The organism is Clostridium sp. X, assembly GCF_055755365.1.
This window is the reverse complement of record NZ_CM146912.1, coordinates 1,917,857-1,943,800: the sequence shown is the minus strand read 5'-3', so window position 1 is coordinate 1,943,800 and position 25,944 is coordinate 1,917,857. Positions and strand designations below refer to the sequence as shown.

The 25,944-nt window shown below is 33.5% G+C and carries 21 protein-coding genes, 1 tRNA gene and 3 rRNA genes; 1 reads left to right on the top strand and 24 read right to left on the bottom strand.

The window, feature by feature from the left end:
- Positions 1-517: 517 nt before the first annotated feature.
- From ACX0KU_RS09830 to ACX0KU_RS09795, 8 genes are all read right to left on the bottom strand, one after another.
- Positions 518-1,549 (bottom strand): tetratricopeptide repeat protein, encoded by a 1,032-nt coding sequence (locus ACX0KU_RS09830; RefSeq protein ID WP_472989686.1) that lies wholly within the window; start codon positions 1,547-1,549, stop codon positions 518-520.
- A 176-nt stretch (positions 1,550-1,725) separates the two neighbouring features.
- Positions 1,726-1,941 (bottom strand): CHASE4 domain-containing protein, encoded by a 216-nt coding sequence (locus tag ACX0KU_RS09825; RefSeq protein WP_472989684.1) that lies wholly within the window; start codon positions 1,939-1,941, stop codon positions 1,726-1,728.
- 170 nt (positions 1,942-2,111) lie between these two features.
- Positions 2,112-2,186, bottom strand: a tRNA-Asn gene (locus tag ACX0KU_RS09820).
- A 158-nt stretch (positions 2,187-2,344) separates the two neighbouring features.
- Positions 2,345-2,461, bottom strand: a 5S ribosomal RNA gene (gene rrf / locus ACX0KU_RS09815).
- 112 nt (positions 2,462-2,573) lie between these two features.
- Positions 2,574-5,478, bottom strand: a 23S ribosomal RNA gene (locus ACX0KU_RS09810).
- A gap of 225 nt (positions 5,479-5,703) precedes the next feature.
- A 16S ribosomal RNA gene (locus ACX0KU_RS09805) occupies positions 5,704-7,212 on the bottom strand.
- Together the 16S, 23S and 5S rRNA genes with 1 tRNA gene alongside form the textbook arrangement of a ribosomal RNA operon.
- A 388-nt stretch (positions 7,213-7,600) precedes the next feature.
- Complete coding sequence (locus tag ACX0KU_RS09800; RefSeq protein ID WP_472989683.1) at positions 7,601-8,146, bottom strand: histidine phosphatase family protein; 546 nt, start codon at positions 8,144-8,146, stop codon at positions 7,601-7,603.
- A gap of 35 nt (positions 8,147-8,181) precedes the next feature.
- On the bottom strand, positions 8,182-9,129 hold the full coding sequence (locus ACX0KU_RS09795; RefSeq protein WP_472989682.1) for a phosphoglycerate dehydrogenase: 948 nt from the start codon (positions 9,127-9,129) through the stop codon (positions 8,182-8,184).
- 169 nt (positions 9,130-9,298) lie between these two features.
- Between ACX0KU_RS09795 and gltS the strand changes: the two genes are divergently transcribed.
- Positions 9,299-10,531, top strand: coding sequence for a sodium/glutamate symporter (gltS, locus tag ACX0KU_RS09790; RefSeq protein WP_472989681.1), 1,233 nt, complete (start codon positions 9,299-9,301; stop codon positions 10,529-10,531).
- A gap of 62 nt (positions 10,532-10,593) precedes the next feature.
- Here the strand turns inward: gltS and tlp are convergent, their stop codons facing one another.
- The 16 genes from tlp to ACX0KU_RS09710 all read right to left on the bottom strand — a co-directional run bounded on the left by tlp (position 10,594) and on the right by ACX0KU_RS09710 (position 25,880).
- On the bottom strand, positions 10,594-10,818 hold the full coding sequence (tlp, locus tag ACX0KU_RS09785) for a small acid-soluble spore protein Tlp (protein WP_472989680.1): 225 nt from the start codon (positions 10,816-10,818) through the stop codon (positions 10,594-10,596).
- Positions 10,819-10,878: 60 nt separating this feature from the next.
- Positions 10,879-11,043 carry a hypothetical protein gene (locus ACX0KU_RS09780; protein ID WP_472989679.1) on the bottom strand — a complete coding sequence of 55 codons (165 nt, stop codon included), beginning with the start codon at positions 11,041-11,043 and terminating at the stop codon, positions 10,879-10,881.
- A 281-nt stretch (positions 11,044-11,324) separates the two neighbouring features.
- Positions 11,325-11,660, bottom strand: coding sequence for a hypothetical protein (locus tag ACX0KU_RS09775; RefSeq protein WP_472989678.1), 336 nt, complete (start codon positions 11,658-11,660; stop codon positions 11,325-11,327).
- A gap of 1 nt (position 11,661) precedes the next feature.
- Entirely contained in the window at positions 11,662-13,194 is a 1,533-nt protein-coding gene (locus ACX0KU_RS09770) for a methyl-accepting chemotaxis protein (RefSeq protein WP_472989677.1), read from the bottom strand.
- Positions 13,195-13,446: 252 nt separating this feature from the next.
- Positions 13,447-13,710 carry a TIGR04076 family protein gene (locus ACX0KU_RS09765; RefSeq protein ID WP_472989676.1) on the bottom strand — a complete coding sequence of 88 codons (264 nt, stop codon included), beginning with the start codon at positions 13,708-13,710 and terminating at the stop codon, positions 13,447-13,449.
- Positions 13,711-13,736: 26 nt separating this feature from the next.
- Positions 13,737-15,077 carry a 4-aminobutyrate--2-oxoglutarate transaminase gene (gene gabT, locus ACX0KU_RS09760; protein WP_472989675.1) on the bottom strand — a complete coding sequence of 447 codons (1,341 nt, stop codon included), beginning with the start codon at positions 15,075-15,077 and terminating at the stop codon, positions 13,737-13,739.
- Between the two features lie 98 nt (positions 15,078-15,175).
- Positions 15,176-16,621: an APC family permease gene (locus ACX0KU_RS09755; protein ID WP_472989674.1), complete on the bottom strand. Its 1,446-nt coding sequence runs from the start codon at positions 16,619-16,621 to the stop codon at positions 15,176-15,178.
- Positions 16,622-16,648: 27 nt separating this feature from the next.
- Entirely contained in the window at positions 16,649-17,803 is a 1,155-nt protein-coding gene (locus tag ACX0KU_RS09750) for an iron-containing alcohol dehydrogenase (protein WP_472989673.1), read from the bottom strand.
- Positions 17,804-17,993: 190 nt separating this feature from the next.
- Entirely contained in the window at positions 17,994-19,202 is a 1,209-nt protein-coding gene (locus ACX0KU_RS09745) for a PucR family transcriptional regulator (RefSeq protein ID WP_472989672.1), read from the bottom strand.
- Positions 19,203-19,240: 38 nt separating this feature from the next.
- Complete coding sequence (locus ACX0KU_RS09740; RefSeq protein ID WP_472989671.1) at positions 19,241-19,852, bottom strand: ABC transporter ATP-binding protein; 612 nt, start codon at positions 19,850-19,852, stop codon at positions 19,241-19,243.
- A gap of 20 nt (positions 19,853-19,872) precedes the next feature.
- A complete protein-coding gene (locus ACX0KU_RS09735; protein ID WP_472989670.1) occupies positions 19,873-20,616 on the bottom strand; it encodes an ABC transporter permease in 744 nt (247 codons plus the stop codon).
- The gene (locus ACX0KU_RS09730) at positions 20,588-21,601 is read right to left on the bottom strand and encodes an ABC transporter substrate-binding protein (RefSeq protein WP_472989668.1); all 1,014 of its coding nucleotides are present in this window, start codon (positions 21,599-21,601) and stop codon (positions 20,588-20,590) included. The genes ACX0KU_RS09735 and ACX0KU_RS09730 overlap by 29 nt, the downstream gene beginning before the upstream one ends.
- Before the next feature lie 137 nt (positions 21,602-21,738).
- Positions 21,739-22,899 (bottom strand): iron-containing alcohol dehydrogenase, encoded by a 1,161-nt coding sequence (locus tag ACX0KU_RS09725; protein ID WP_472989667.1) that lies wholly within the window; start codon positions 22,897-22,899, stop codon positions 21,739-21,741.
- Between the two features lie 40 nt (positions 22,900-22,939).
- Complete coding sequence (locus tag ACX0KU_RS09720) at positions 22,940-23,383, bottom strand: ferritin family protein (RefSeq protein ID WP_472989666.1); 444 nt, start codon at positions 23,381-23,383, stop codon at positions 22,940-22,942.
- A 38-nt stretch (positions 23,384-23,421) separates the two neighbouring features.
- Positions 23,422-24,804: a glycosyltransferase family 2 protein gene (locus ACX0KU_RS09715; RefSeq protein WP_472989665.1), complete on the bottom strand. Its 1,383-nt coding sequence runs from the start codon at positions 24,802-24,804 to the stop codon at positions 23,422-23,424.
- 2 nt (positions 24,805-24,806) lie between these two features.
- Positions 24,807-25,880, bottom strand: coding sequence for a HEAT repeat domain-containing protein (locus tag ACX0KU_RS09710; RefSeq protein ID WP_472989664.1), 1,074 nt, complete (start codon positions 25,878-25,880; stop codon positions 24,807-24,809).
- Positions 25,881-25,944 lie beyond the last annotated feature (64 nt).

Below are 25,944 nucleotides of genomic sequence, written 5' to 3'. Positions count from 1 at the left end.
TTACTCATTACTTAAAGTTATTGACTGGCATTTTGTTTACCTTAATTCTGTTTAATTTTCAAAGACCAAGTTTTCTTTACTGTCTTTCGACAGCTTAGTTATTGTATCAACTTTAAGTTATTTTGTCAACAACTTTTTTTAGTTGATGTCATCTTTCTAAGAGCTTTTCCTTCTCTAATCACAATTTCATTAAGTTACTGTTTAGCAACTATTTACTTATGATTAGCTGTTGTTTTTTCTGCTCTCTCCAAGCGACAAGGAATATCTTATCATGAACTTAACTCTCTGATTTTTAGTTATCTATCTTTAATATAATATACGTCAACATATCTAGCCAATTCTCCTTATAAATAGCTTTATCTTATGTTGATACGCATGGGTTAGTATATTACTTTTTTTAGTTTATCTTTAGACTTCAACATAACTCTGATAGGTCTGATAGATATAATACTTTCTTTAAAATTAAAATACCAGCGTCATCAAATATCTTCTAATATTTAATGGTGCTGGCATATATTTACTCTCTGTTAGCTTTATTACTTTCTATTTGATTTATCATTCTCTCCGCAGAAGAAACATATTGAGAATTTGGATAGTTATCCTTAACCCTCTGAAAAAACTCAATAGCTTTAGCATGATCGTTAGCTTCTTTATAGCAGTTTCCTATTTGATAAGTAATCCAGGGCATAAGATCTGGATCTGGTTTAACTTCATAAGCTATCTTTAACTTTGGTAGTGCTTCTCCATATTTTCCTTGCTTATATAAACTGTTTCCCTCATTGTATATATTCCATATATTATTTTTATTCATGTCTGATGGCAATTTATCAGTTTCTAATAAATCTTCGTCTTTATTATTCTCTTCTTCAAACTTTGTACTATCTTCTTTCTGAACATTTTTGATATCTTTATTTAATTCAGTATCTTCTTTGCTTTCATTATCCTTAGAAGTTTCATCTATTTTATTTTTGGATGAATCTACTGCCTTGCTAGTAACTTGGCTTTTTTTTGAAGTACTTTCAAGATTTATTCCGATTAAGTAGCTTATAGTAAAAACAGCTATACTAATGGCGATTGAAGCTCCTATAATAAATATTTTTTTATGATGTTCCTTAAAAGTAGTTTTATTATTTTCCTTATTATCAATTGAACTATCGCTAGAACTATTTTCATATCTTTTTATAGACTTCATGGTTTTGGACATAGTTCTTTCAATTATTGAGTTTTTTATATATTCTATTGCTAAATCACTATATAATTCGTATTCTGATAGCTCTTTAAAAGTTTTTTCTGCCCTTCTATATTCTTTATTATTAACATAACACAATCCCAAAAGCTTTATTCCTTCAACAAATTCGTCATTATAGGATAACGCCTTTTTTAAATCCTTTATAGCTGAATCTAAATCCTTTATTTTTATTTCAGCAACGGCTTTATTATATAGAATAACAGCCTTTTTAATATTGTCATTAGCTTCATACTGATTTGATTCCATATCTTCAATACTTATAGGTTGTACTTTTTTTATTTCTAAGTTAAAATCAATCAAATACCTTCCTCCTCAATATTATAGAGATTTATCTTTATAATATTACAAATTAATTACCACATGATCCATAGATTCTATAGCTATACTAAATCTTTAACTAAAATATACCCATGACTATGTTAATAAATTTTGAAGTACTTTTCAATAAATCCACCCAACTGTTCACCTAAAATTAACTATTGGAATCTAAAGTTCACAAATAGTCCAATAAAAAAAAACAGTATCAGGACTTTTAAACATTCTTGATACTGTTCTTTATCTGATAAAGGTTCAGATTTTGTTTCTTCAAGTCTTTTTATAAATACTTCACTTATAAATCTACCCATAATTAATGTTCCATCAACTGAACCTGTTTTATCACTCTTTAAAATTGAAGTAGCTATAATTATCAAAGGACTATTCCTTTTGTCGATACAAAAAAATTACAAAAGATATTAAGTTGATAAAGTTCAATGAATATGTGACTTTATCAACTTAATATCTTCTATCATTTGACTGTCTACTTTATAACAGGCAGTTTTTTTTAGTGCTTTTATCTTAATATGTAATAATTAATATATAATGGCTCCCCGAAAAGGATTCGAACCTTCAACCTATCGGTTAACAGCCGAGTGCTCCACCGTTGAGCTATCGCGGAATACATTATTTATATTATATGAAGATTACTTAAAAATATACTATTCTTTTAATCATTTTTCAAATATGATTTTTAGATTCAATTCTTTTGTATATAAATCGTTTATACTCTTTTATAAAATAAAAAAACACTAAGCGTTTGCTTAGTGTTTTTAACTTACCTGGCGATGTCCTACTCTTCCACACCGTCTCCAGTGCAGTACCATCGGCGCTGTGAAGCTTAACCATCGTGTTCGGGATGGGTACGGGTGTATCCTTCACGCCATAATCACCAGATGCTCTGGCTCTTTAAATCTATGATTTTCTAGAGCCAGAGTACTCATGAACGTTAGTTCAGGAGTTTCCTTTGAGATTGTTCTCTCAAAATTGCACAGTGAATTTAATATTTTAGATCAAGTCCTCGATCTATTAGTATTAGTCAGCTGAGTACATTACTGCACTTACACCCCTAACCTATCAACCTGGTAGTCTTCCAGGGATCTTACTAGCTTACGCTATGGGAAATCTAATCTTGAGGTGGGCTTCACGCTTAGATGCTTTCAGCGTTTATCCCTTCCCGACATAGCTACCCAGCTGTGCTTCTGGCGAAACAACTGGTGCACCAGAGGTCAGTCCATCCCGGTCCTCTCGTACTAAGGACAGCTCCTCTCAAATTTCCTACGCCCACGGCGGATAGGGACCGAACTGTCTCACGACGTTCTGAACCCAGCTCGCGTGCCGCTTTAATGGGCGAACAGCCCAACCCTTGGGACCGACTACAGCCCCAGGATGCGACGAGCCGACATCGAGGTGCCAAACCTCCCCGTCGATGTGGACTCTTGGGGGAGATCAGCCTGTTATCCCCGAGGTAGCTTTTATCCGTTGAGCGATGGCCCTTCCATACAGAACCACCGGATCACTAAGTCCGACTTTCGTCCCTGCTCCACCTGTATGTGTCGCAGTCAGGCTCCCTTCTGCCTTTACACTCTACGCGCGATTTCCGACCGCGCTGAGGGAACCTTTGAGCGCCTCCGTTACCTTTTAGGAGGCGACCGCCCCAGTCAAACTGCCCACCTAGCAATGTCCTGTGACCAGATTCATGGCCGCCAGTTAGAATTCCAGTACTGTCAGGGTGGTATCCCAAGGACGACTCCACGAAAGCTGACGCTCTCGCTTCTTAGTCTCCCACCTATCCTGTACAGACAATACCGAAATGCAATGCTAAGCTACAGTAAAGCTCTACGGGGTCTTTCCGTCCAACCGCGGGTAGCAAGCATCTTCACTTGCACTTCAATTTCACCGGATTTGCTGCCGAGACAGTGCCCAAATCATTACGCCATTCGTGCGGGTCGGAACTTACCCGACAAGGAATTTCGCTACCTTAGGACCGTTATAGTTACGGCCGCCGTTTACTGGGGCTTAAGTTCATACCTTCGCTTGCGCTAAGCATTCCCCTTAACCTTCCAGCACCGGGCAGGCGTCAGCCCCTATACATCAGCTTACGCTTTAGCAGAGACCTGTGTTTTTGATAAACAGTTGCTTGGGCCTGTTCACTGCGGCCTCCTCTCGGAGGCACCCCTTCTCCCGAAGTTACGGGGTTAATTTGCCGAGTTCCTTAGCAGCAATTCTTCCGACGGCCTTAGGATTCTCTCCTCATCTACCTGTGTCGGTTTGCGGTACGGGCACCAATTTGCTCCATAGAGACTTTTCTTGGCAGCGTGGAATCAGATACTTCGCCCATAGGGCTCCCCATCACACCTCAGACTTAAATTGAGCGGATTTGCCTACTCAACATCCTAAGTGCTTAGACGCACATCCAATAGTGCGCACATCCTATCCTCCTGCGTCATCCCATTTGTCAAACGCATTTTGGTGGTACTGGAATATCAACCAGTTGTCCATCACCTACGCCTTTCGGCCTCGGCTTAGGTCCCGACTAACCCTGGGAGGACGAGCCTTCCCCAGGAAACCTTAGATATTCGGCCAACAGGATTCTCACCTGTTTCTCGCTACTTATGCCAGCATTCTCACTTCTGCACTGTCCACCACTCCTTACGATATGGCTTCTACCTGTGCAGAAAGCTCCTCTACCACGTGTACGTAGTACACATCCATAGCTTCGGTGGTAAGTTTTAGCCCCGTTACATCTTCGGCGCGGGATCTCTCGACTAGTGAGCTATTACGCACTCTTTAAATGAGTGGCTGCTTCTAAGCCAACATCCTAGTTGTCTTAGAAATCCCACATCCTTTCCCACTTAACTTACACTTTGGGACCTTAGCTGATGGTCTGGGCTGTTTCCCTTTTGACCACGGATCTTATCATTCGTAGTCTGACTGCCGGGGTACCAGTATGTGGCATTCGGAGTTTGATAGGGTTCAGTAACTGTTGTCAGCCCCTAGCCCATTCAGTGCTCTACCTCCACTACTTAATTACCCGACGCTAGCCCTAAAGCTATTTCGAGGAGAACCAGCTATCTCCGAGTTCGATTGGAATTTCTCCGCTATCCACAGCTCATCCCATGGTTTTTCAACACCAACGTGGTTCGGACCTCCACGGAATTTTACTTCCGCTTCATCCTGGCCATGGATAGATCACCCGGTTTCGGGTCTACGATATGCAACTAGTTGCCCTGTTCAGACTCGGTTTCCCTTCGGCTCCGCACCGTAGGTGCTTAACCTTGCTACATATCGTAACTCGCTGGCCCGTTCTACAAAAAGTACGCCGTCACACATTAACGTGCTCCGACCGATTGTAGGCACACGGTTTCAGGTTCTATTTCACTCCCCTTCCGGGGTTCTTTTCACCTTTCCCTCACGGTACTGCTTCACTATCGGTCACTAGGTAGTATTTAGCCTTGGGAGATGGTCCTCCCAGCTTCCCACAAGGTTTCACGTGTCTCGTGGTACTCTGGAGTAGATCTACTTCTCTCTTCTTTTTGCCTACAGGGTTATTACCTTCTACGACAGAACTTTCCAGTTCTCTTCGACTAAAAAGATTGAAGCGTTATGATCTATCCGCAACCCCAGAAACAAAGTTTCTGGTTTGGGCTCTTCCCCTTTCGCTCGCCGCTACTGAGGGAATCGATTTTTCTTTCTCTTCCTTCTGGTACTTAGATGTTTCAGTTCCCAGAGTGTACCTCTATATACCTATGAATTCAGTATATAGTACATGATGTTTATCATGTGGGTTTCCCCATTCGGAAATCTACGAATCACAGGCTGTGTGCGCCTACTCGTAGCTTATCGCAGCTTATCGCGTCCTTCTTCGGCTCCTAGTGCCAGGGCATTCACCGTGCGCCCTTTCTAACTTGATCGTTAGACGCTTGTAAACATAAATGTTATACAAGACTTCACTCCTCAGATATACTGAGTGAGATTTATTACTAAAACTAATTACTTAGTTTTAGTAGATTTCTTAATATTCACTGTGCAATTTTCAAAGAACAATTAATGAAAGACATTAGTCTTTCAAAATTAAACAGAATTAAGGATAAATTATTTCCAGTCTATGAAAGCTGTGAGCTTTCATTTCTCCCTAGAAAGGAGGTGATCCAGCCGCAGGTTCTCCTACGGCTACCTTGTTACGACTTCACCCCAATCACCAATCCCACCTTCGACTGCTGGCTCCTTGCGGTTACCTCACAGGCTTCGGGTGTTACCGGCTCTCATGGTGTGACGGGCGGTGTGTACAAGACCCGGGAACGTATTCACCGCGACATTCTGATTCGCGATTACTAGCAACTCCAACTTCATGTAGGCGAGTTTCAGCCTACAATCCGAACTGGGACCGGTTTTTTAGTTTGGCTCCCCCTCGCGGGTTTGCTTCTCGTTGTACCGGCCATTGTAGCACGTGTGTAGCCCTAGACATAAGGGGCATGATGATTTGACGTCATCCCCACCTTCCTCCTGGTTAACCCAGGCAGTCTCGCTAGAGTGCTCAACTTAATGGTAGCAACTAACGATAAGGGTTGCGCTCGTTGCGGGACTTAACCCAACATCTCACGACACGAGCTGACGACAACCATGCACCACCTGTCTTCCTGCCCCGAAGGGCTTCCTCTGTTACGAGTAATTCAGGAGATGTCAAGTCTAGGTAAGGTTCTTCGCGTTGCTTCGAATTAAACCACATGCTCCGCTGCTTGTGCGGGTCCCCGTCAATTCCTTTGAGTTTTAATCTTGCGACCGTACTCCCCAGGCGGAATACTTATTGCGTTTGCTGCGGCACCGAGGGTGGTACCCCCCGACACCTAGTATTCATCGTTTACGGCGTGGACTACCAGGGTATCTAATCCTGTTTGCTCCCCACGCTTTCGTATCTCAGCGTCAGTTACGGTCCAGAAAGTCGCCTTCGCCACTGGTGTTCTTCCTAATCTCTACGCATTTCACCGCTACACTAGGAATTCCACTTTCCTCTCCCGCACTCTAGATACCCAGTTTCAAATGCAGCGCCCAGGTTAAGCCCGGGAATTTCACATCTGACTTAAATATCCGCCTACATACTCTTTACGCCCAGTAAATCCGGACAACGCTTGCCACCTACGTATTACCGCGGCTGCTGGCACGTAGTTAGCCGTGGCTTCCTCCTTGGGTACCGTCATTATCGTCCCCAAAGACAGAGCTTTACAATCCGAAGACCTTCATCACTCACGCGGCGTTGCTGCGTCAGGGTTTCCCCCATTGCGCAATATTCCCCACTGCTGCCTCCCGTAGGAGTCTGGACCGTGTCTCAGTTCCAATGTGGCCGATCACCCTCTCAGGTCGGCTACGCATCGTCGCCTTGGTGAGCCGTTACCTCACCAACTAGCTAATGCGCCGCGGGTCCATCTCAAAGCGGATTGCTCCTTTGATTATCTTCTCATGCGAGAAGATAATGTTATGCGGTATTAATCTCCCTTTCGGGAGGCTATCCCCCTCTTTGAGGCAGGTTACCCACGTGTTACTCACCCGTCCGCCGCTAATCCGTTCCCGAAGCAACTTCATCGCTCGACTTGCATGTGTTAGGCACGCCGCCAGCGTTCGTCCTGAGCCAGGATCAAACTCTCAATTTAAAAGTTTAATCTGTTACTCATTACTTAAAGTTATTGACTGGCATTTTATTTACCTTAATTCTGTTTAATTTTCAAAGACCAAATTTTCTTTACTGCCTTTCGACAGCTTAATTATTGTATCAACTTTAAGTTGTTTTGTCAACGACTTTTTTTTAGTTGAAATTGTTTTTTTTTCGCTCTCTCGAAGCGACAAGGAATATCTTATCATAAATATTCTTCAATAAAACATCAAAAAAGATCGTCTATTTCAATGTAGTCTTTAGTTCTTTCATTTCCTTCCAATATTTCTGCAATAAACATAGTGATACACTAGGATATGTATTAATTATTAAAGCAAATAAATAGCCCTCGTTAACAAAAATATACTTAACTCGGGCTCCTCTTTGAGCTACCTTAACAAATTTGCTAATTCTTCTAAAGATAGTCTATCAACAATTTCATAACCATTTCCCTGTCCTAAGGGCTTAATAACAACTATTCCCATGTTAGGGATTTCCCCTAGACCAATTCCGCTTGGAAAACTGTGAGCGATAATAACTCTATTACTTCCCTGAGGTGGTCTTATTTCTAGTCTTGCCCTGAGAGAGTCTAATATTCTCTTCCGTTCTGCAATAGACAAATCCCCACTCAACTTATAAATTTCAAACCAAAATGGATCTACTAAAACATTAGTCCTTCCAAAAGCTAATTGTGCAGTTTCTATAGTTCTACAAAAGAGGCTGCTTATAATAGGATAACTAATAGGAATTCGTAAGTTACGGAGAATTTCTCCATAGTAAACCGCTTGTCTTCTACCCATTTCCGAAAGATTTCTTTGAGTAGAACAGTACCAATAATTTAAATTAGGTTGGTCTTCTCCTACTGTTGCCTCCCCATGTCTAGTATATAGTATATATCCATCTCCTCTAAGTAAGTCCAGTAACAATCTATTCAATTTAGATTCTCCTTCCACTGTGCTTAAGGCATGCTTTAGTAGCCTCTTTCCATATCTACTAAGTTTATAAGTTCCTCACCATTAAGATATCTTTGTAGATTTTCATATATGGTACTATATATTTTTACATCTCGACTTTCAGATACCCATGAATTATGAGGACTAATTATTAGATTTTCCAAATCCCATAATACACTTTCTTTATCTAAAGGCTCTTTTTCAAAGACATCTAAAGCAGCAGCCTTAATTCTATTATTTTTCAGACTTTCAATCAATTTCTCTTCATCTACTACATCTCCTCTTGACGCATTAATAAATACAACTCCTTCTTTCATAGAATTAAATCTACTCTCATCAAATAAATGATAAGTTCCAGGTGTACTTGGAACAAGAGAAATAACAATATCGCAAATCCTTAACATTTCATTTAAGTTATAAGTACTGTAGGTTTCATTAAAATACTCAATAGGTCTTCCATCTCTATTTACACCTAGCACACGAGTATCAAATGCTCTTAATCTCTTAGCTGTCTCTACGGCTATAGCTCCTGTACCAACTATTCCTACAGTCTTACCGCATAATTCCATTAAACTAAAGTCCATTCTCCATACTCTTTTTTTCTTATTTTCATTAAAATTATTAGAATTTTTATATATCTCTAAAATCTTTCCAACTATCCATTCTGCTACAGGTATTACATATCCATGTTTATTATTAGTAACCTTAATACTATTATTTTTCAATACATCTTTAGGTACTTGATTAAACCCAATGCTTAATAACTGAATCCATTTTAAATTTTTCATCTTTGAAATATCTAATGTATCAAAAGGATCATATGTTACAAGAACTTCTACATCATTAAATTCTTCTATATAATGTAGCCCTTTTTCTTTTTCAATTATTATTTCATAACCTAACTGCTCCAATTGTTTCATTTTATCCTTACCATAATTATATGAAAACAATACTAATTTCCTCATAAGAATTCACCTCATTTGTATTATTCCTAATAATATATGTTATGTAATAACTACTTATAACGTTTATAATTTTTAACATAATCATATTAACATTATTTTTGGAGAGAATATACTACAAAAGTTTTAGTTTACCGAAAATGCGGAATACTTCATTTGATAGGAGTGTATTATGGTTATTAACGTAAATTTGATTCAAGCAGTAGGCATCGGAGTAATAGTATTCTTAATAGGTGATATTATTGTAGAAAGAGTAGAACTTTTTAAAAAGTACTGTATTCCAGCCCCGGTTGTTGGCGGACTTATCTTTGCTTTGATACATTTAATTGGAATACAAACCGGAACATTCTCTTTTATATTTGATCAAACTTTAAAAAATTTCTTTATGATTGGATTCTTCTCAACCATTGGTTTTACAGCAAGCTTTAGGATTCTTAAACAGGGTGGAATTTCAATTGCTGTTATGGTTCTAATTTCAATAGTTATGTTGTTGCTACAAAATATATGGGGAATCAGTATTGCAAAAGCCTTTAACTTAAATCCTCTTATAGGTATGTGCGCAGGTTCTATATCACTTATGGGCGGAGTTGGGACTGCTGCTGCACTTTCTCCTATCATAGAGTCTAATGGTGCTATTGGAGGATTGCCTATTGCCATTGCCTCTGCCACTTTTGGTCTAGTCATGGGAGGAATAGTATCTGGTCCAGTAGCAAGATATATTATAGAGAAAAAAGGGTTAGCTCAAATATCTGAAGAGGAGGACGAAGCTAAAAGTGAGGAAGAGAATGGTTACTCTGAATTAAGAACAGAGGATAATGATGCTGATATTATTAGCACAAATGACTTTAGTAAGGGTTTTCTTCTTATTATGTTAGCCATGGGCATAGGCTCTGTAATTTCAGTATTAATCAATAAAACAGGCTTAGTTTTCCCAGCATATATTGGCGCTATCTTTGCTGCAGCAATAATTCGAAATTCTGCCGATATAGGAAAAGTAACACTCCCTCAGAAAGAAATCAACGTCATTGGTAATGTATTTTTAAATATATTTCTTGCTATGACAATCATGTCCTTAGAAATATGGAAGATTGTAGGGATGGCATTGCCTCTAATAGTAATACTACTAGGTCAGGTAGTTATACTTGCTATATATTCAGTAGTTATAGTATTTAATTTTACAGGGAAAAATTACGATAGTGCAGTAATGAGTGCAGGTTTTTATGGATATGCAATGGGAGCTACACCTAATGCAATGATAAGTATGACTGCCGTTGTAGAAAAATATAAGAAACCATCGCCAAAAGCATTCTTTACAATACCAATAGTGGGTGGCTTTATTATTGATTTAATTATGGGAATAATAGTTATTGGACATATGAACTTAGTTCTCTCAGGTATTTTATAGGAAATTTAATATCAAAATCATAAAAGGTATAGTCTAATTTAAAGACTATACCTTGATTATTACTAATATCCATTCTTTTTAGCTATTGCCTCATCTTTAATTTCTTCTCTCATGCCTTTAAGAGCTTCTTCTCTTCTTTCATTCTTTTCTATAAGTGTATTTTTCATCTTTTTATCATCTGTTATTTGAATCATTTCTTCTGCTAGTTCAATATTCTGAATAGTGTTACTAATATTGTGCTGAATTCTATCTACGTTATCTCTTCTATCATCTGGTTTATTTTTCATAGCTTTTTTATCTCCTTCTAATTCTTCTTTTGATTAATCCTGTATCAACATATCTGAGGCTTAAGAGCGATCTACCCATTTCTTTTTAGCTTTTACTATATCTTCTGCTGTAAGATTAGTCTCTTCCATAATTTGACCCATACCACAACCTCTATCAATCATTTCTTTTGCTTTTTCCATACAGGCTTCATGCTCACCTTTGCTTATGATTTTATTTTTACTCATTAAAAAGCCCTCCTAAAAATAGATTTAAAAAATAAATCTCAAGAACTAGTATTACCTGGAGTAACGTTTTTATTCCGGCTTTAATATATAACTCTTTAAGCAGTAAATAGTTGATAGATAGTATTAACAGGATAACAGGACTTATCTTGATGGAGACTATACTTTAATTCATAAAATATAAATCTTAACCATTATTTACCAATAAGATTTAAATAAAATAAATTCCCCTAAACATCAATTTAAGGGAATCTCAATACTCTATTGCTTTTATATAAAATTTTTCACGTCCTGAACTTTTTAACCAATACATTAAGTGATTCAGCTATAACTTTTAAATCTTTAAATGAATGACCTAGCTGCTCCATACTTGCAAACTGCTGTTGAATTGAAGCTGCAATCTCTTCAGTAGTAGAAGCCGACTCCTCTGCAATAGCAGATACTCCTTCTACAGCACTAATAACTCCATCTTTATTTATATTCATTTCATTAATACTCACAATTAATTTATCTACTTCTAATATTATATTTCTAGTAGCATTTTCTATATCAACAAAAGCAACTCTTGTATTTTTTGAAGCCATACTAGTTTCATCAATAACAGTTTTTGATTCATCCATTTTAATTTTTTCTAGCTGCCTCTATAGCGGCATTTAATGATAATAGATTAATTTGATCTGCAATACCTTTTATAGTGTCTGTTATTTTTTCAATAGACTCTGAATTTTTATCTAATAGATTTACTTGTGATTCAATTTTCTCTGAAACTAATACATTAGTTTTTACTGCTACTTCTAAATTGTCTATAATATTCATACCCTTTTCATTTGCATTCTTTGTTCTTTCTATATACTCTTTCATACTATCTGTTGCTTTAGTTATACCATCAATTTCTTGTGATAAACTGTTTAATTTCATAGCACTGTCTTCCATGTTTTTAGCAAGCTCATAAGCTCCTTGGGCCAACTCATCTGTTCCATGGGATACTCCCTCAATAGATTTTGAAGTTTCGTCTGTTATAAGTGAAAGATTATCAGATCTTTTCCAAACCTTATTAGATTTTTCTTTAATATTATTTATTAACTCCCTTAATTCCTTTCTCATATTAATTACAGCTTGAATTGCACTTTGTATTTCATCTTTATTTTTATATTCTTTAAAGCTTTCCTCAAACTCTCCATCATTTACTAGGTTAAATTTTGCAGTATTTTCTACAATACTTATTAACTTCTTGATTCGTTTCACTATATGAGATGCAAAGATGAATGCCAAAATAGCTGTAATACCTGAAGTAATTAAAATTAATATAACCGTTATACTTCTTGATTTATTATATTCCTGAAATATTTCTTCAGTTTCAGCTGTAATTATAAATTTCCATCCCACTAAAGGTACAGTGTTGTAAGCGGCAATCCTATCTGTATTGTCACTAGCAAAGTATTCCATATATCCTGATTTATTTTTAAAAACACTATCCTTAAATATTTTCCATCCATCAGAATTTATATTTTTAAAATCGTTTCCTACTTTAGTAGTATCTTTATGCACTAAAAATTCCCCATCTTTGCTTAATAAATATCCATACCCTGTTCTCCCTACTTTAGTATCTAAAATAAGTCCTTCTATAAAACCAGCATTGCCAACACATTGAAGAACTCCTATTAATTCACCTTTTTCATTAATAATAGGCTTATTAAAAACAATAATTTTCCCACCACTAATGCTATCTTTGATTATATCACTAACTACAATTTTCTTTGACTCTACTGCCTTTTTAAAATGTTCTTGATCTGATACATTAACTTCTAATCCTTGTGAATTAGTTAGTATACCGTTTTTATCAATAAAACAAAAACGTAAAACATCCACATAATACTTTTTTAATTCACCTAGTATAGGAATCATTGTATTCTTATCTCCTGTCTTAAACTCTGCATTATTATTGTAGGTATTTTCTAATAAAGCTATCTTAGCTTTAATCCAAGAATCTATAACTTCACCTTCTCTTATTGCTATATTTTCATACTCTGCCTTTACTTCATTAGTATATATCTCCTTAGCTGAATTTAGCTGAAATCCATTGCTTATTATTAATGGAACTAAAGCAATTATCAAAACTAATCCTATTATTTTAGATTTTAATGACCTAAACATACAAATCCCCTCTCTATGTCTTATAGATTGTCCATCAATGATAAAACCCCAAAATCTCCTATATCATAATATTCCTTAATCCGAACTTCGTCCCACCTGTTATAAAAAAGATAATAAAAAAACAGACTACTCTCATCATTATTAAGAGTGTCTGTTTCTATTATGCTAATTTACATAGCACCTTCTATAATCTTACGACTAACTTTTGGAGTAGCTTTTCTTGTCTCAAGTTAATCGGCTGACTATTAACTTTTAGCTTCTTTCTCTTTTTATTTCAAATACCACAGGAGCACAATAATCAGGACACTGAACAACTAACTTTTCTCCGAATCCCATTTGTTCTGGCGTAACTCCTTTTCTCGCAGCATATATAAAAGGAAAAAAAGATTGAACTGCCATAAGACATACATTAGATGTTTTATCCATATTTATTAATGCATCTTCTATATATATCTTATCTCCTACTCTGTAGTGACTACACTTACTTTCAATTACTTCTACAACTATATTTTCCATACAACACCTCTATAAATAATATTAAACTATAAACACTGCCCAATAGTTTCTTCAAGCACATCCATTCCATATTTTACTTGCTCATCTGTCATTATAATAGGAGGTAAGAAACGAATTACATTTCCAAGAAGACCTGCCCCCATAAGCAATACACCTTTTTTATAACACTTATCTATTATTTTTTTAGCTATTTCAGCATTAGGCTCTTTTGTATCTCTATTTTTTACAAATTCAACACCTATCATTGCACCTAATCCTCTTACATCACCTATTACATCATATTTTTCTTTCATAATACTTAATCTTTCTTTTATATATGATCCAAGCTCTACTGCCTTAGAGGATAAATTATCTTTTTCAATTTTCTCAATAACTTTAAGTGAAGCTACACATGCTAAAGGACTTCCACCATAAGTACCCCCTATACCCCCAACACAAGGAGCATCCATTATCTCAGCTTTTCCTACCACTGCACTAAGAGGTAATCCATTAGCAATTGATTTTGATAAAGTCATAAGATCTGGTTCAATCCCATAGTTTTGATATGCAAACATTTTTCCAGTTCTTGCAAAACCAGTTTGAACTTCATCTACTATAAACACAATTCCATTTTCATTACATATAGATTGAAGAGCTTGCATATATTCTTTAGGTTGAGGTATAAATCCACCCTCTCCTTGTACAACTTCAACTATTAAACATGCTATCATTTCAGGAGATACAGTTGTCTTTAGCATAGTTCTTAACTTCTCTGCACAGGCTATACCACATTCTGGGTACTTGCATCCAAGTGGACATCTATAACAATAAGCACTATCAGCTTTGTATGTTTCTACAGCATATGGTCCAAATCCATTTTTATATGGCTTATATTTGCTTGTTATAGACATAGTCATATTAGTACGACCATGAAATGAACCTTGCATAGATATTATGCCTGTTTTCTTAGTATAAGCTCTTGCTATTTTAATAGCATTCTCTACAGCTTCAGCTCCACTATTTGAAAACATAACTTTTTTTTCATAATTTCCCTTAGCTAATGTACTTAGTTTCTCTGCTAATTCCACATAAGGTTCATACATATTTACATGAAAGCAAGGGTGAATGTATTTATCTATTTGGTTTTTTACTGCCTCTATTACACCATCATCACTATGTCCTATATTTTGAACACCTATTGCGCCAATGAAATCAATAAATATATTTCCATCTATATCCTTAATAAGAGCTCCTTTAGCTTCATCTATAAATAACTCTGTTGCACTGGCAACTCCCTTTGCTACATATTTATTTTTCTTTTCTAGAAGTTCCCTAGAATTTGGACCTGGTATTTCAGTTACTATCTTTGCAATTCTTTCTTCAATCATTTTCATTACCTCCATTTTTTTAAAACAAGTTATATATTTTAAAAGTACTTTTAATATTTTCAATTTTTCTCACATTTTTTCTATCCTACATATTTTTCTTATAATTCTAAACATTCTTGTACATCTATATATTTTTCTTCCAATAATTCTTGTAAATAATCCGCCTCGTTAATTCTAGCTTTTTTATTAGATACCTTAGCCCAAGCATAAAATACTATACCTAATGCACACCAGAACATAATCATTGCCCATTCATATGGCCATACTAATGCTGCTGGTGCTCCTGGCAAATACATTAGCGTTATTCCTAAACTTAAAGCTATTGCAGCAATACCAACAAATGTGCCATTTTTAACTTTATATGGTCTTGGCATATTAGGTTCTTTCTTTCTTAATACTAAGAAAGATATTGATACAATTAAATAAGCCACAACTATTGTTAATCCACCTGCATCAACAAGCCATACCAACATTTTTCTTCCGAAGAAAGGTGCTATAGATGATATTACACCTACTAATAGAACTGCATTACATGGCGTTTTGTATTTAGGATGTAATTTTCCTAAGAAAGCTGGTAACATATTTGATTCAGCCATAGAATATATAGCTCTGCTTCCACCAACATAAAAGGAATTCCAACTTGTTATTATTCCAGCAATTCCTCCAATTATAAGAATTTTTGGAGCTATTGAACTACCATTAAACACCTTTGCCATAGCATCTGCAGTAACTAATGTAGAAGTACTCATTTCTGCATCTGAAAGTGCCAATGATACTGCAATTATTATAATTACATACCAAATAACAGCCATAACAACTGATAAAATCAAAATTTGTCCAATTTTCTTAAATGGAACATTAATTTCTTCTGCTGCTTGTGGTATAACATCAAATCCTACATACATAAAGGGAGTCATAACTGCAACTGCAAGTATTCCTTTACCCCCATCTACAAATAAAGGTTTAAAATTTTCAGGGTTTCCAGTTACTAATGATCCTGAAAATAATGTTAATCCTATAAGTGCTATACATATAGTTAAGACACCTTGCAAGAAAGCTGCTGGCTTTACTCCTACGTAGTTAATTACAGCTATTGCAATTGAACTTATAACTCCAACAAGAACCCATGTAAAGTAAACATCAAAACCTGCTATATTATACATAAGTCCCTTTGGATATGCGGGAAATAGATATTGTAACACTGTTGGAAAAGCTACTGCCTCAAAGGCTACAACTGATATATAGCCTAAAATAATTGCCCATGTACATATAAAGGATGCATTTCGTCCTAATGCTCTATAACTAAAAACATGCTCTCCACCACATTTAGGCATTGCTGAAGTCAATTCTGCATAAGTAAGTCCAACAAATAGCACCATTATGCCACCTAATAAGAATGCTATAATAGCTCCAAGTGCACCTGCTTTTGTCACCCAATCTCCAGCAAGTACCACCCAGCCCCAGCCAATCATTGCTCCAAAAGCAAGAGCAAAAATATCTTTTTTACCTAAAACTTTTTCAAATTTTTCATTACTTTTACTCATAATAATATCCCCCTTTTAAAATTAGAATCACAAACTTTTCATATAAAGTTCTCTTATTTCTTCTGATGTTGCTACCTTTGGATTGTTATTTATTGCATAAATCATTGTCTTTAATGAATTGTTAACCAACCATTCTATGTGTTCTTCTTTTACTCCAAGGTCAGATAAGGTAGGTGTTAATTCTACTTTTTCAAGAATTTTTTCTATTGCAATAACACTCTTTTTAGCTGTCTCTTCTAGTGGTAATCCTTCTATCTCCTCACCTAATGCTTTTGCTATATTAGAAAACTTCTGCATTGATGAACTATAACTAAATTCAGCCCAATTAACTATTATTGCTGCTAAGCCTTCTCCATGAGCTACATTTAAAAGTCCACTTACAGGATGCTCAAGTCCATGAGCAAGAGCTACCCCTGACGCATCTATAACCATTCCACCTAATGTATTTGCTAATGCCATAGCACCCCATGCTTCAATATTATTTGGATCTTTATAAACTTTTTCAATATTTTCACTTATAAGTTCTATAGCTTTTAGTGCCATTATTTCACTGATAGGATTACTTCTTTCAGCAACATAAGCCTCCATTGCATGACATAAAGCATCTATACATGTTGACGCTACTATTCTTTTGGGAAGAGTAGTCATAAGCTCAGGATCTATAATTGAAACTTTTGGATAAGTGAATGGTGTTTTTAAAGATTTCTTATCATTATTTTCTGGATTTGTAAGTACTGCCAAACAGTCTGCTTCACTTCCAGTACCTGCGGTAGTTGTTATTGCTATTATGGGAAGAGCTCCCATAGCCTGTTTTCCGAATATATACTCTGATATATCACCTTCATTTTCAACTAATAAAGCAATTGCTTTGCCAGCGTCTAATGCACTTCCTCCTCCCAGTGCAATAACTACATCGCAGTTTTCCTCTTTTGCAAATTTTGCTCCTTCTTCCACAGTTCCAATTAAAGGATTAGATTCTACCCTATCAAAAACAACACTTTCTATACCCTCTTCCTCTAAACATGCTCTTACTTTATCTAGAACTCCTGTCTTCTTTGTACTACTCCTTCCTGTAACTATTAGTGCTTTATTTCCATATTCTTTTGTTATCTTTCCTATCTGCAAAACTTTTTTAGCACCAAATAAAAGTTTTGTTGGCATATAATAATCAAAATTTATCACTGTATTCCCCCTCCTCACATTTCTTTATCTAATTATCAAATATTAATTATTTCCTAGTTTTATTATCAATTCAATAATTAATAATATTTTTTATTATTAAATTAATAATTATTATACTAATAATTTACCATATTAAAAAGGCAATATATATGTCCCAAAGGGACAAATATATTGCCTTTAATTTGTCTTTTTATATACTTTTTAAAAATTTTCCTATTTTCAATGCTATACTAAAATTAAATAAATGTTTTATATTTCTAAGATCACATCCTAATATTTCTTCTATTCTTTTAACTCTATACTTTACTGTATTTTTGTGAATAAAAAGTCTCTTTGATGTGCTAGTTAGATTGCCACCTTCCTCTATATATGCTTCTAAAGTATCAACGAGATTAGTTGAATTTTTCAAATCATAATTAATTAATTCATCCAAAGTTTCATGATAAAGTTCTTTCATTTCTTCGTATTTATCTATTTCAAAAAATAATCTATATATGCCCATGTCACTATAATTACTTATGCTATCTTTTTTTTCACCTATTTTTAAAATTTTCAAAGCTTTTTGTGCCTCATGAACACTTTTTCTAAAATCCTTTAAATGGCTCCAGGGTCTTCCAATGCCTATATTTACAGTGATACCTTGTATTTTCATCCTAATATTATTTACTATTTCTTCTGCAATAGAATTAACCTTATCTTTTTTATTTATTGGAAATATAAGAATGACAGACTCTCTTCTTATTGTATAAATTGATTTCTTGTTCCATCTATTCATTATATCTATTATAATATGTTGAATCCGTTGCTTAATTTGCAAAATTTTCTCTTCTTCAGCTATTTGATTATTTTTAACAAATGTTTCAAAATTATTAATGCTAATAAAAAATGAATAATAGCTTTTTTCAGGTTTATACCCATAAAGAATAGCTCTATTTAAAACATCATCTGTAACAGTTGAATCTGTATAAATAATATCTTCAATAAAGCTTTCCATTGATTCTTGCTCTATTTTACTCATAAAAATAGCTCTACATACACTTTGACTTATATCTATAAATTTCACCTCAAAGGGCAGTTCAAAAATTGGAAAATTAAGCGAATCTCCTAAATCTATAACTTCTTTTGGTACAGATTCAATATAAGGTCCTACATTTATAACTACTCCAGCAACATTCCTAGAATGTATATCTTTAATAAAATCTAAAAGAGCTTTTAAATCACCTTTAATATTTATTCCACTTATTAAAAGTAGTTCTCCTCCCTTTAACCATGCAGAATGTTCAGGGTTTTCTACTACATGAACCCAGCTTATAATTCTATCTAATCCATCTCTACCTGCCACAATCTTCATTCTTTCTAAATGTGGCAATGTTAAAATATTATTGCAAGTGATTATCATAAACTCTCCCTCATTTCATATTTTAATTCTTTATAATATCATACTAACAACATTGAAATTTCATCTCCTAAAGCTTCTGCCTCTTTAATATCATGGGTTACTAATATAATTGTTCTCTTATCCTCATTGTGAACTTTTAAAAACTCTTCTATTATTTCATTTTTTAATTTTTGATCTAATCCTTTAAAAGGCTCATCCATTAATAAGAGCCTGCTTTTATATGCAAAAGCTCTAGCAATTGTAACTCTTCTTTTCATTCCTCCACTTAACTCTTCAGGAAGCATATCCTTATATTCCATTAGTTTAACTAGATTTAAATATCTATCTGTTATTCTTCTAGTCTCTTCCTTACTCATTGTGGATTTCAATACAAAAGCTACATTTTCAAAAACTGTAAGGTTGGGTATAAGTCTATCTTCTTGAAATATGTAAGATATACTGCTATCTTTTAAAATTACTTCTCCACTGTATTTTCTTTCAATACCACTAATAATATTTAGCAACGTGGTTTTTCCACAACCTGAAGGTCCTAAAATAACAGTAATTTTATTCTTTATAAAATTTATATTCAAGTTATCAAAAACCACATGAGTTCCATAGGATTTATATAAATTCTTTATCTGTACTTCATAATCATTTTTAACATTCATAAATATCACCTTAATTAAGTCTATTTGTCCATTCTTTTTATATATTTTTTAAATACTGTTTCAAAAATATAACTCAATAAAATTACTACAATGGTCCATGCAAAAAGCTCAGCTGTCTCTAACATGGATTTAGAATTTAATAAATTTAGGCCTATAGAATATTTAGGTGTACTTAAAACTTCAGAGCTTACTGAAACTTTAAACCCTAGTCCTAAACACATTAATATACCTGAAACTATATAATGCTTTATACTTGGCAGGTAAATATCTTTTATTATATATTTTTTCTTTACTTTATATATATTAGCCATTTGAATTAACTTTATATCTACAGACTTTATACCTTGTAATACATTTGTATATATTATAGGAAAGCATGTGAGTATTGTAGTAAATACAGATACATAATCAGACTTAAACCATACAAGAGCAAGAATTATTATTGACATAATTGGAGTAGCTTTAATACATATAATTAGTGGATTTAATAGTTCTTCTATAAACTTGTTAAGCCCTGCAACAATTCCTATTATTATTCCTATAACTATAGATAAAAAAAGTCCTAGTATAACCCTAGCCATACTATAAAAAACACTTTTCCAAAAATAAGCATCTCCAATAAGACTCATCAAAACCTTAAAAACCACAAAAGGAGAAGGAAGAAAAAGAATTTGATTAACAAAAAGGGAGCAGAGCTCCCAAATAAGTATCCAAAATATTAATATAATTATTTTTCTACTTTTCTTTATAATAGAAATTTTCATCTGGAAGTTTTCCTCCAATGGATTTAGGGTCGCTATCTTTTAAAACACTGTAAAATTCATTCAAAGATTCTTTTCCCTCTTTGGCACTTATAAATACTATATTGCATTTTGGGATAGCCATCTCTGCTACTTTAGCTTTTGGTAATATTCCATTCTTCTCTATTAGTTTTCCTGCTTCTACTACATTTTTATTTACAAAATCTACAGAGTCTTTGTATTTAGTTAAAAACTCATCTATTTCATCTCCTCTTTTGTCTAAGAAGTCTTTTCTAAATACCAATGTTCCCATTATTAACTTACTAGTATTATTTGATGCCTTTTCCCATTCTTTAGTTAAATCAATTGCTATCTTTAAATCTTTATCTTTCATTTGGCTTGTTGTTACAAAGGGTTCAGGTAAAACAGCAATTAATGCTTCTTTTGATGCTAATAATGAAGCTACATCACTGTGTTGTGCTTTGAATTCAATTTTAACATCTTTATTTGGATCTAATCCATTTTGTTTTAATAAATAATTTAAGACAAACTCTGGGGTAGCACCTTTTCCACTTATATAAATTGTTTTACCTTTTAAATCTTCTATATTTTTTATAGTATCACCATTTTCAACAATATAAAGAACTCCTAAGGTATTAATTCCAACTAGTTGAACTTCCCCTTTAGTCTTATTATATAAAATTGGTGCTAAATTAGATGGTATTGCTGCTCCATCTACATCTCCATTTACAACTTTTGATACTATTTGATCAGGTGAATCATATAAGGAAATGTCATAACTCTCTTTATTCTCTTCCATAAGCTTCACTATTCCCATACCTGTAGGCCCTTTTAACACTGCAATCTTAATTTTTTCTTTTGTAGCTTTCTCAGTGGTTGCATTTTCAGGTTGTCCAACATTCTTTGATTCTTTTGAGCAACCAACAATAAGTAGCGTAGAAACTACAAAAACTAATACAATAATCATGCTTCCTAATTTCCTTTTCATAATATCATCTCCATATCTATAAAATTATTGGTTAAAAAGTTTCCTCCAAGTTGGTAACAGAAACCAGACGTTTCTATTTGCCAAAAAACAGACTACTCTTCATCATTATTAAGAGTGTCTGTTTTTATTATCTTAAATTACATAGCACCTTCTATAATTTTACGACTAACTTCTGGAGTAGCTTTTCTTGTCTCAGATAATTTTGTCATACCATGTTTCTCTAAAGCTTCAACCAAATCATCAACTTTATCAGCAGTCACATTATAGTCTGATAAATGAGTTTTCACTCCAAGACTTTCAAAGAAATCACGAGTCTTATTAATGGCAGCATCTATTCTGCTATCCTCATCTCCCTCAGTAATCTCCCATACCCTATCAGCAAACTGAAGCAACTTTTCACGTTTTTGATCTTTTAGTACAGTCCAAGCGGATGGTGCTATAGCGGCAAGTGTCTTTCCATGATCAATACCAAACATAGCTGTAAGTTCATGTCCAATCATATGACTAGCCCAATCTTGTGGAACACCAGCACCAATTAATCCGTTAAGTGCCATTGTTGAACACCATACAAGATTTGCTCTTGCATCGTAATCTGTTGGATTATCTATAGTTGTTCTTCCTATTTCAATTAATGTCTTTAGTATTCCCTCTGCTGTACGATCCTGAAATCTTCCTTCAGCAGGAAAAGTAAGATATTGCTCAGTTGTATGAATAAAAGTATCTACTATACCATTAGCCACTTGACTAGCTGGAAGAGTAAATGTAAGAGTTGGGTCTAAAACTGAAAACTTTGGATATACAAGTTTACTTGCAAAGGCAAACTTTCCATGCTCATAAGTTATTACACTACTTGCATTCATTTCTGAACCTGTAGCTGGTAAAGTAACAATAGTCCCTATTGGCTTTACTTTTTGTAATTTCGAAAGGGTAGATCTGTTTAATAGTATATCTGATGCATTCTCCCCTTCATATTCTGATGCCAAGGCTACAAATTTGGTTCCATCCATTACAGAGCCCCCACCTACAGCAAGTAAGAAATCAATGTTTTCTTTTTTAACTATTTCCACAGCTTTCACTAATGTAGTATATTGTGGATTTGCTTCTATCCCACCAAACTCTAAAACTGTGCGGTTACCTAAACTGCTTATAACTTTATCTAGAGTTCCAAACTTCTTAACACTACCCCCACCATAAAGTACAAGTACCTTTGCCTCTTTTGGTACTAAATTATCTAGTTCAGCTAAACGATCTTTACCAAAAACTATATGGACAGGGTTGTAAAAATTAAAATTAAACATAAGAATTCCTCCAAAAATTTTTTATAGTTAATACATCTATTTACTTTAATTCATGAATTTTTTTTATAATGTATATCATATGCTTTTTTTCTTCTTCAATCAACTTTTTAAACAAAGAATATTCTTTAGAATATTCTTTAATATTTTCCAGAACTTTAGAATAAATATTAATGGAACTTTTCTCAATGCCTAATGCAAAAACAAAAAAATCTTTATCCCTATTGTTAAATACATTTTCCTCCATTTCCTTGCGATATAACTCTTGTTCTTGAATCAGCATTAAAATTTCATCATTTAGTTCAACATCAGTTATAAGATGTGAAAATATACTTTTTATGATTTTCTTATGATTTTCTTCCTCTTCTGCAAAATTTATAATAATTTTTTTTATTCTTAAATCACATATTTCTGAAAACTTCATATATAGACTACGAGCATTTTCTTCAAGTTGTATCATATTTAAATAAAAGTTATTATTCTCCACTTTTTATACATCCTCTCATTAATGTTGCGTTTATCATTCTAAAATCCTTTTCTTTTTATAGTTCCCCAATTTTTACTTCCTCTTTTATAATTAAAAAAAGCTCTTATTCTCCAAAATACAGTTAATTGTCTGTAGGAAAGTTGTTCTAGAAAACTCAATATTATTAATTTTGTTATTTCAAAAACATTATTATATCTTTTATATGAAAACTGTTCAAATAATATGGCAGTAAGAGAAAATAATAGTCCATATAAATAAGCCATTAAAAATACAACTAAAAAAAACTCCGATAAATTTCCTGTAACAATTGTAATTATTAATATAATATACCCTACAGTTTCAATAACTGGTCCAAGCATTTCAACAAAAACAAAATATGGCATAGAAAGCATTCCAACCACTCCATATTTAGGATTAAACAACATTCTTTTGTGTTTTAGCAATGAGTCAATAAGTCCTCTATGCCACCTTATTCTTTGATTGCTCATTCCTTTAATAGTATCTGGAGCTTGTGTCCAACAAACTGCATCAGATGTAAAATCAATTTTATAATCTCTTTTATTTTTACGGAAATATTGATGCAATCTTAATGTTAATTCCATATCTTCACCAATTGTTTTACTATAACCACCAACTTCTATTACTGCTGATTTTTTAAATACACCAAAAGCACCAGAAATTATAAGTAAAGCATTTATTTTCTCCCATCCAATTCTACTAGTCAAGAAGGCTCTAAAGTATTCTAATATTTGGAAAACAACAATTAATTTTCTAGGAAGTTTGGCATTTATTAAGTTTCCACTTTTTATTTCACAACCATTTGCAATTCTAACTATTCCACCAACAGCAATTGTTTCATCATTTTTCAAAAATGGTTTTACAATTCGTAATAATGCATTTTTTTCTATTATACAATCCGCATCAATACCACAAAAAAGTGGATATCTTGATATATTTATTCCTGCATTTAAAGCATCTGACTTCCCACCATTTACCTTGTCTACTACAACAAGATTAGGGATATCAAAGGAACCATAGGTCCCCTTAATCTCATTACAGGGAATTTGCATATTAATTTCTAAGTCAATCTTTCTCAAATTAAAACATTCAATGACTCTACTTAATGTCTCATCCTTTGAGCCATCATTAACCAGTACTATCTCATATATTGGATAGTTCAAATCTAATAGTGATTTAATATTGTCAATGATTGTTTCTTGCTCATTATAGGCAGGTACTATGATTGAAATAGGTTTTGTATAATTGCTAACAATGGTAATATCATTATTTATAATATTAATGAATTGTCTCAACCGTCTTGAAGATAAAATAATTAAAATAATATACAATAAACTTACACTGAAAAAATATCCAATTATTATAATACTTATGATATTAATAACATTTATAGTCACATCCATATTTATCCCTCTATATTCCTTATTGTTTCATAAACATCTTTATTAGAATTTAAGAAATAGTAAGCTAATGCAGCTGTTTTTTCATCACTTTTATCAATGGATAAATCAATTAAAAGATAGATACCCTCTTCTCCTAATAAAGAAATTGCTCTTGCTGCATTAAATCTTACCCACCATTCTTTGTCTTTTATCATAACCAATAGCTTATCCTTAGTGACAGCAGAATTATAATTTATCATACCTTTTGTAATAGCTGCTCTAATCTCCCATATTGAATCACTTTTATAAATTTCAAAAAGTTTATCCACATATTTTTCATTTCTACTATTGCTTATTGCAGCAATTGCTGCGATTCTAACTTCTTTTACATCATCAAGGTATTTTAACAATAAATCAGAACATTTTTCATTTTTTATTCCCTCTTGTTCTGAAAGAATTTTCAGAATGATAACCTTCCCTATTTCACTTTCTTCTTCCTCTAATAATTTCATCCAATCTTCAATTACTAAGTTTACATTAATAAGCATTTCTATAATACGATCACTATAGATATCAGATTTTAATAATTGATGTATTATTTTAAACTTTTTTTCATGATCAACATTCATCATCGTGAGACCAAAATAACATATATATTTAATATTCATATCTGTTGACTCCGAATACTTAGTAAGGATTTCGTATGCAGATGGGCTTTTCAAAAAAGCTAATTTCCTTAGATAAAACATATTTGGATTGCTCTTTGCAGTTTTAATTAAAAATTTATCCAGTTCTAAATTCATAACAATCTCACTAATGTCTTTTTCCTTATTCTCAGATATATTATTAATTATATCAATTGCAACATTCTTTTTATAATTACTGTGTATTTTTGATTTAATAATACTTAGATTGTCATGACCTTCCAAATAAGAATTTATTAATGGTTCTAACTCAGATGTGATTTTATCTATCCTATACTTAATAATTTTTGTTTTTAAAATTTCATAATATATCGCTAATAATATTCCTATATTAACTATAATTAAAATATAAATATTAAAATGTATAAAATCCTCCATATTATCTAATAACATGATTATCTCCAATCTCATAAAATACGATATATTTTAATTATTCTACTTAAAGTGCTATGCTTGT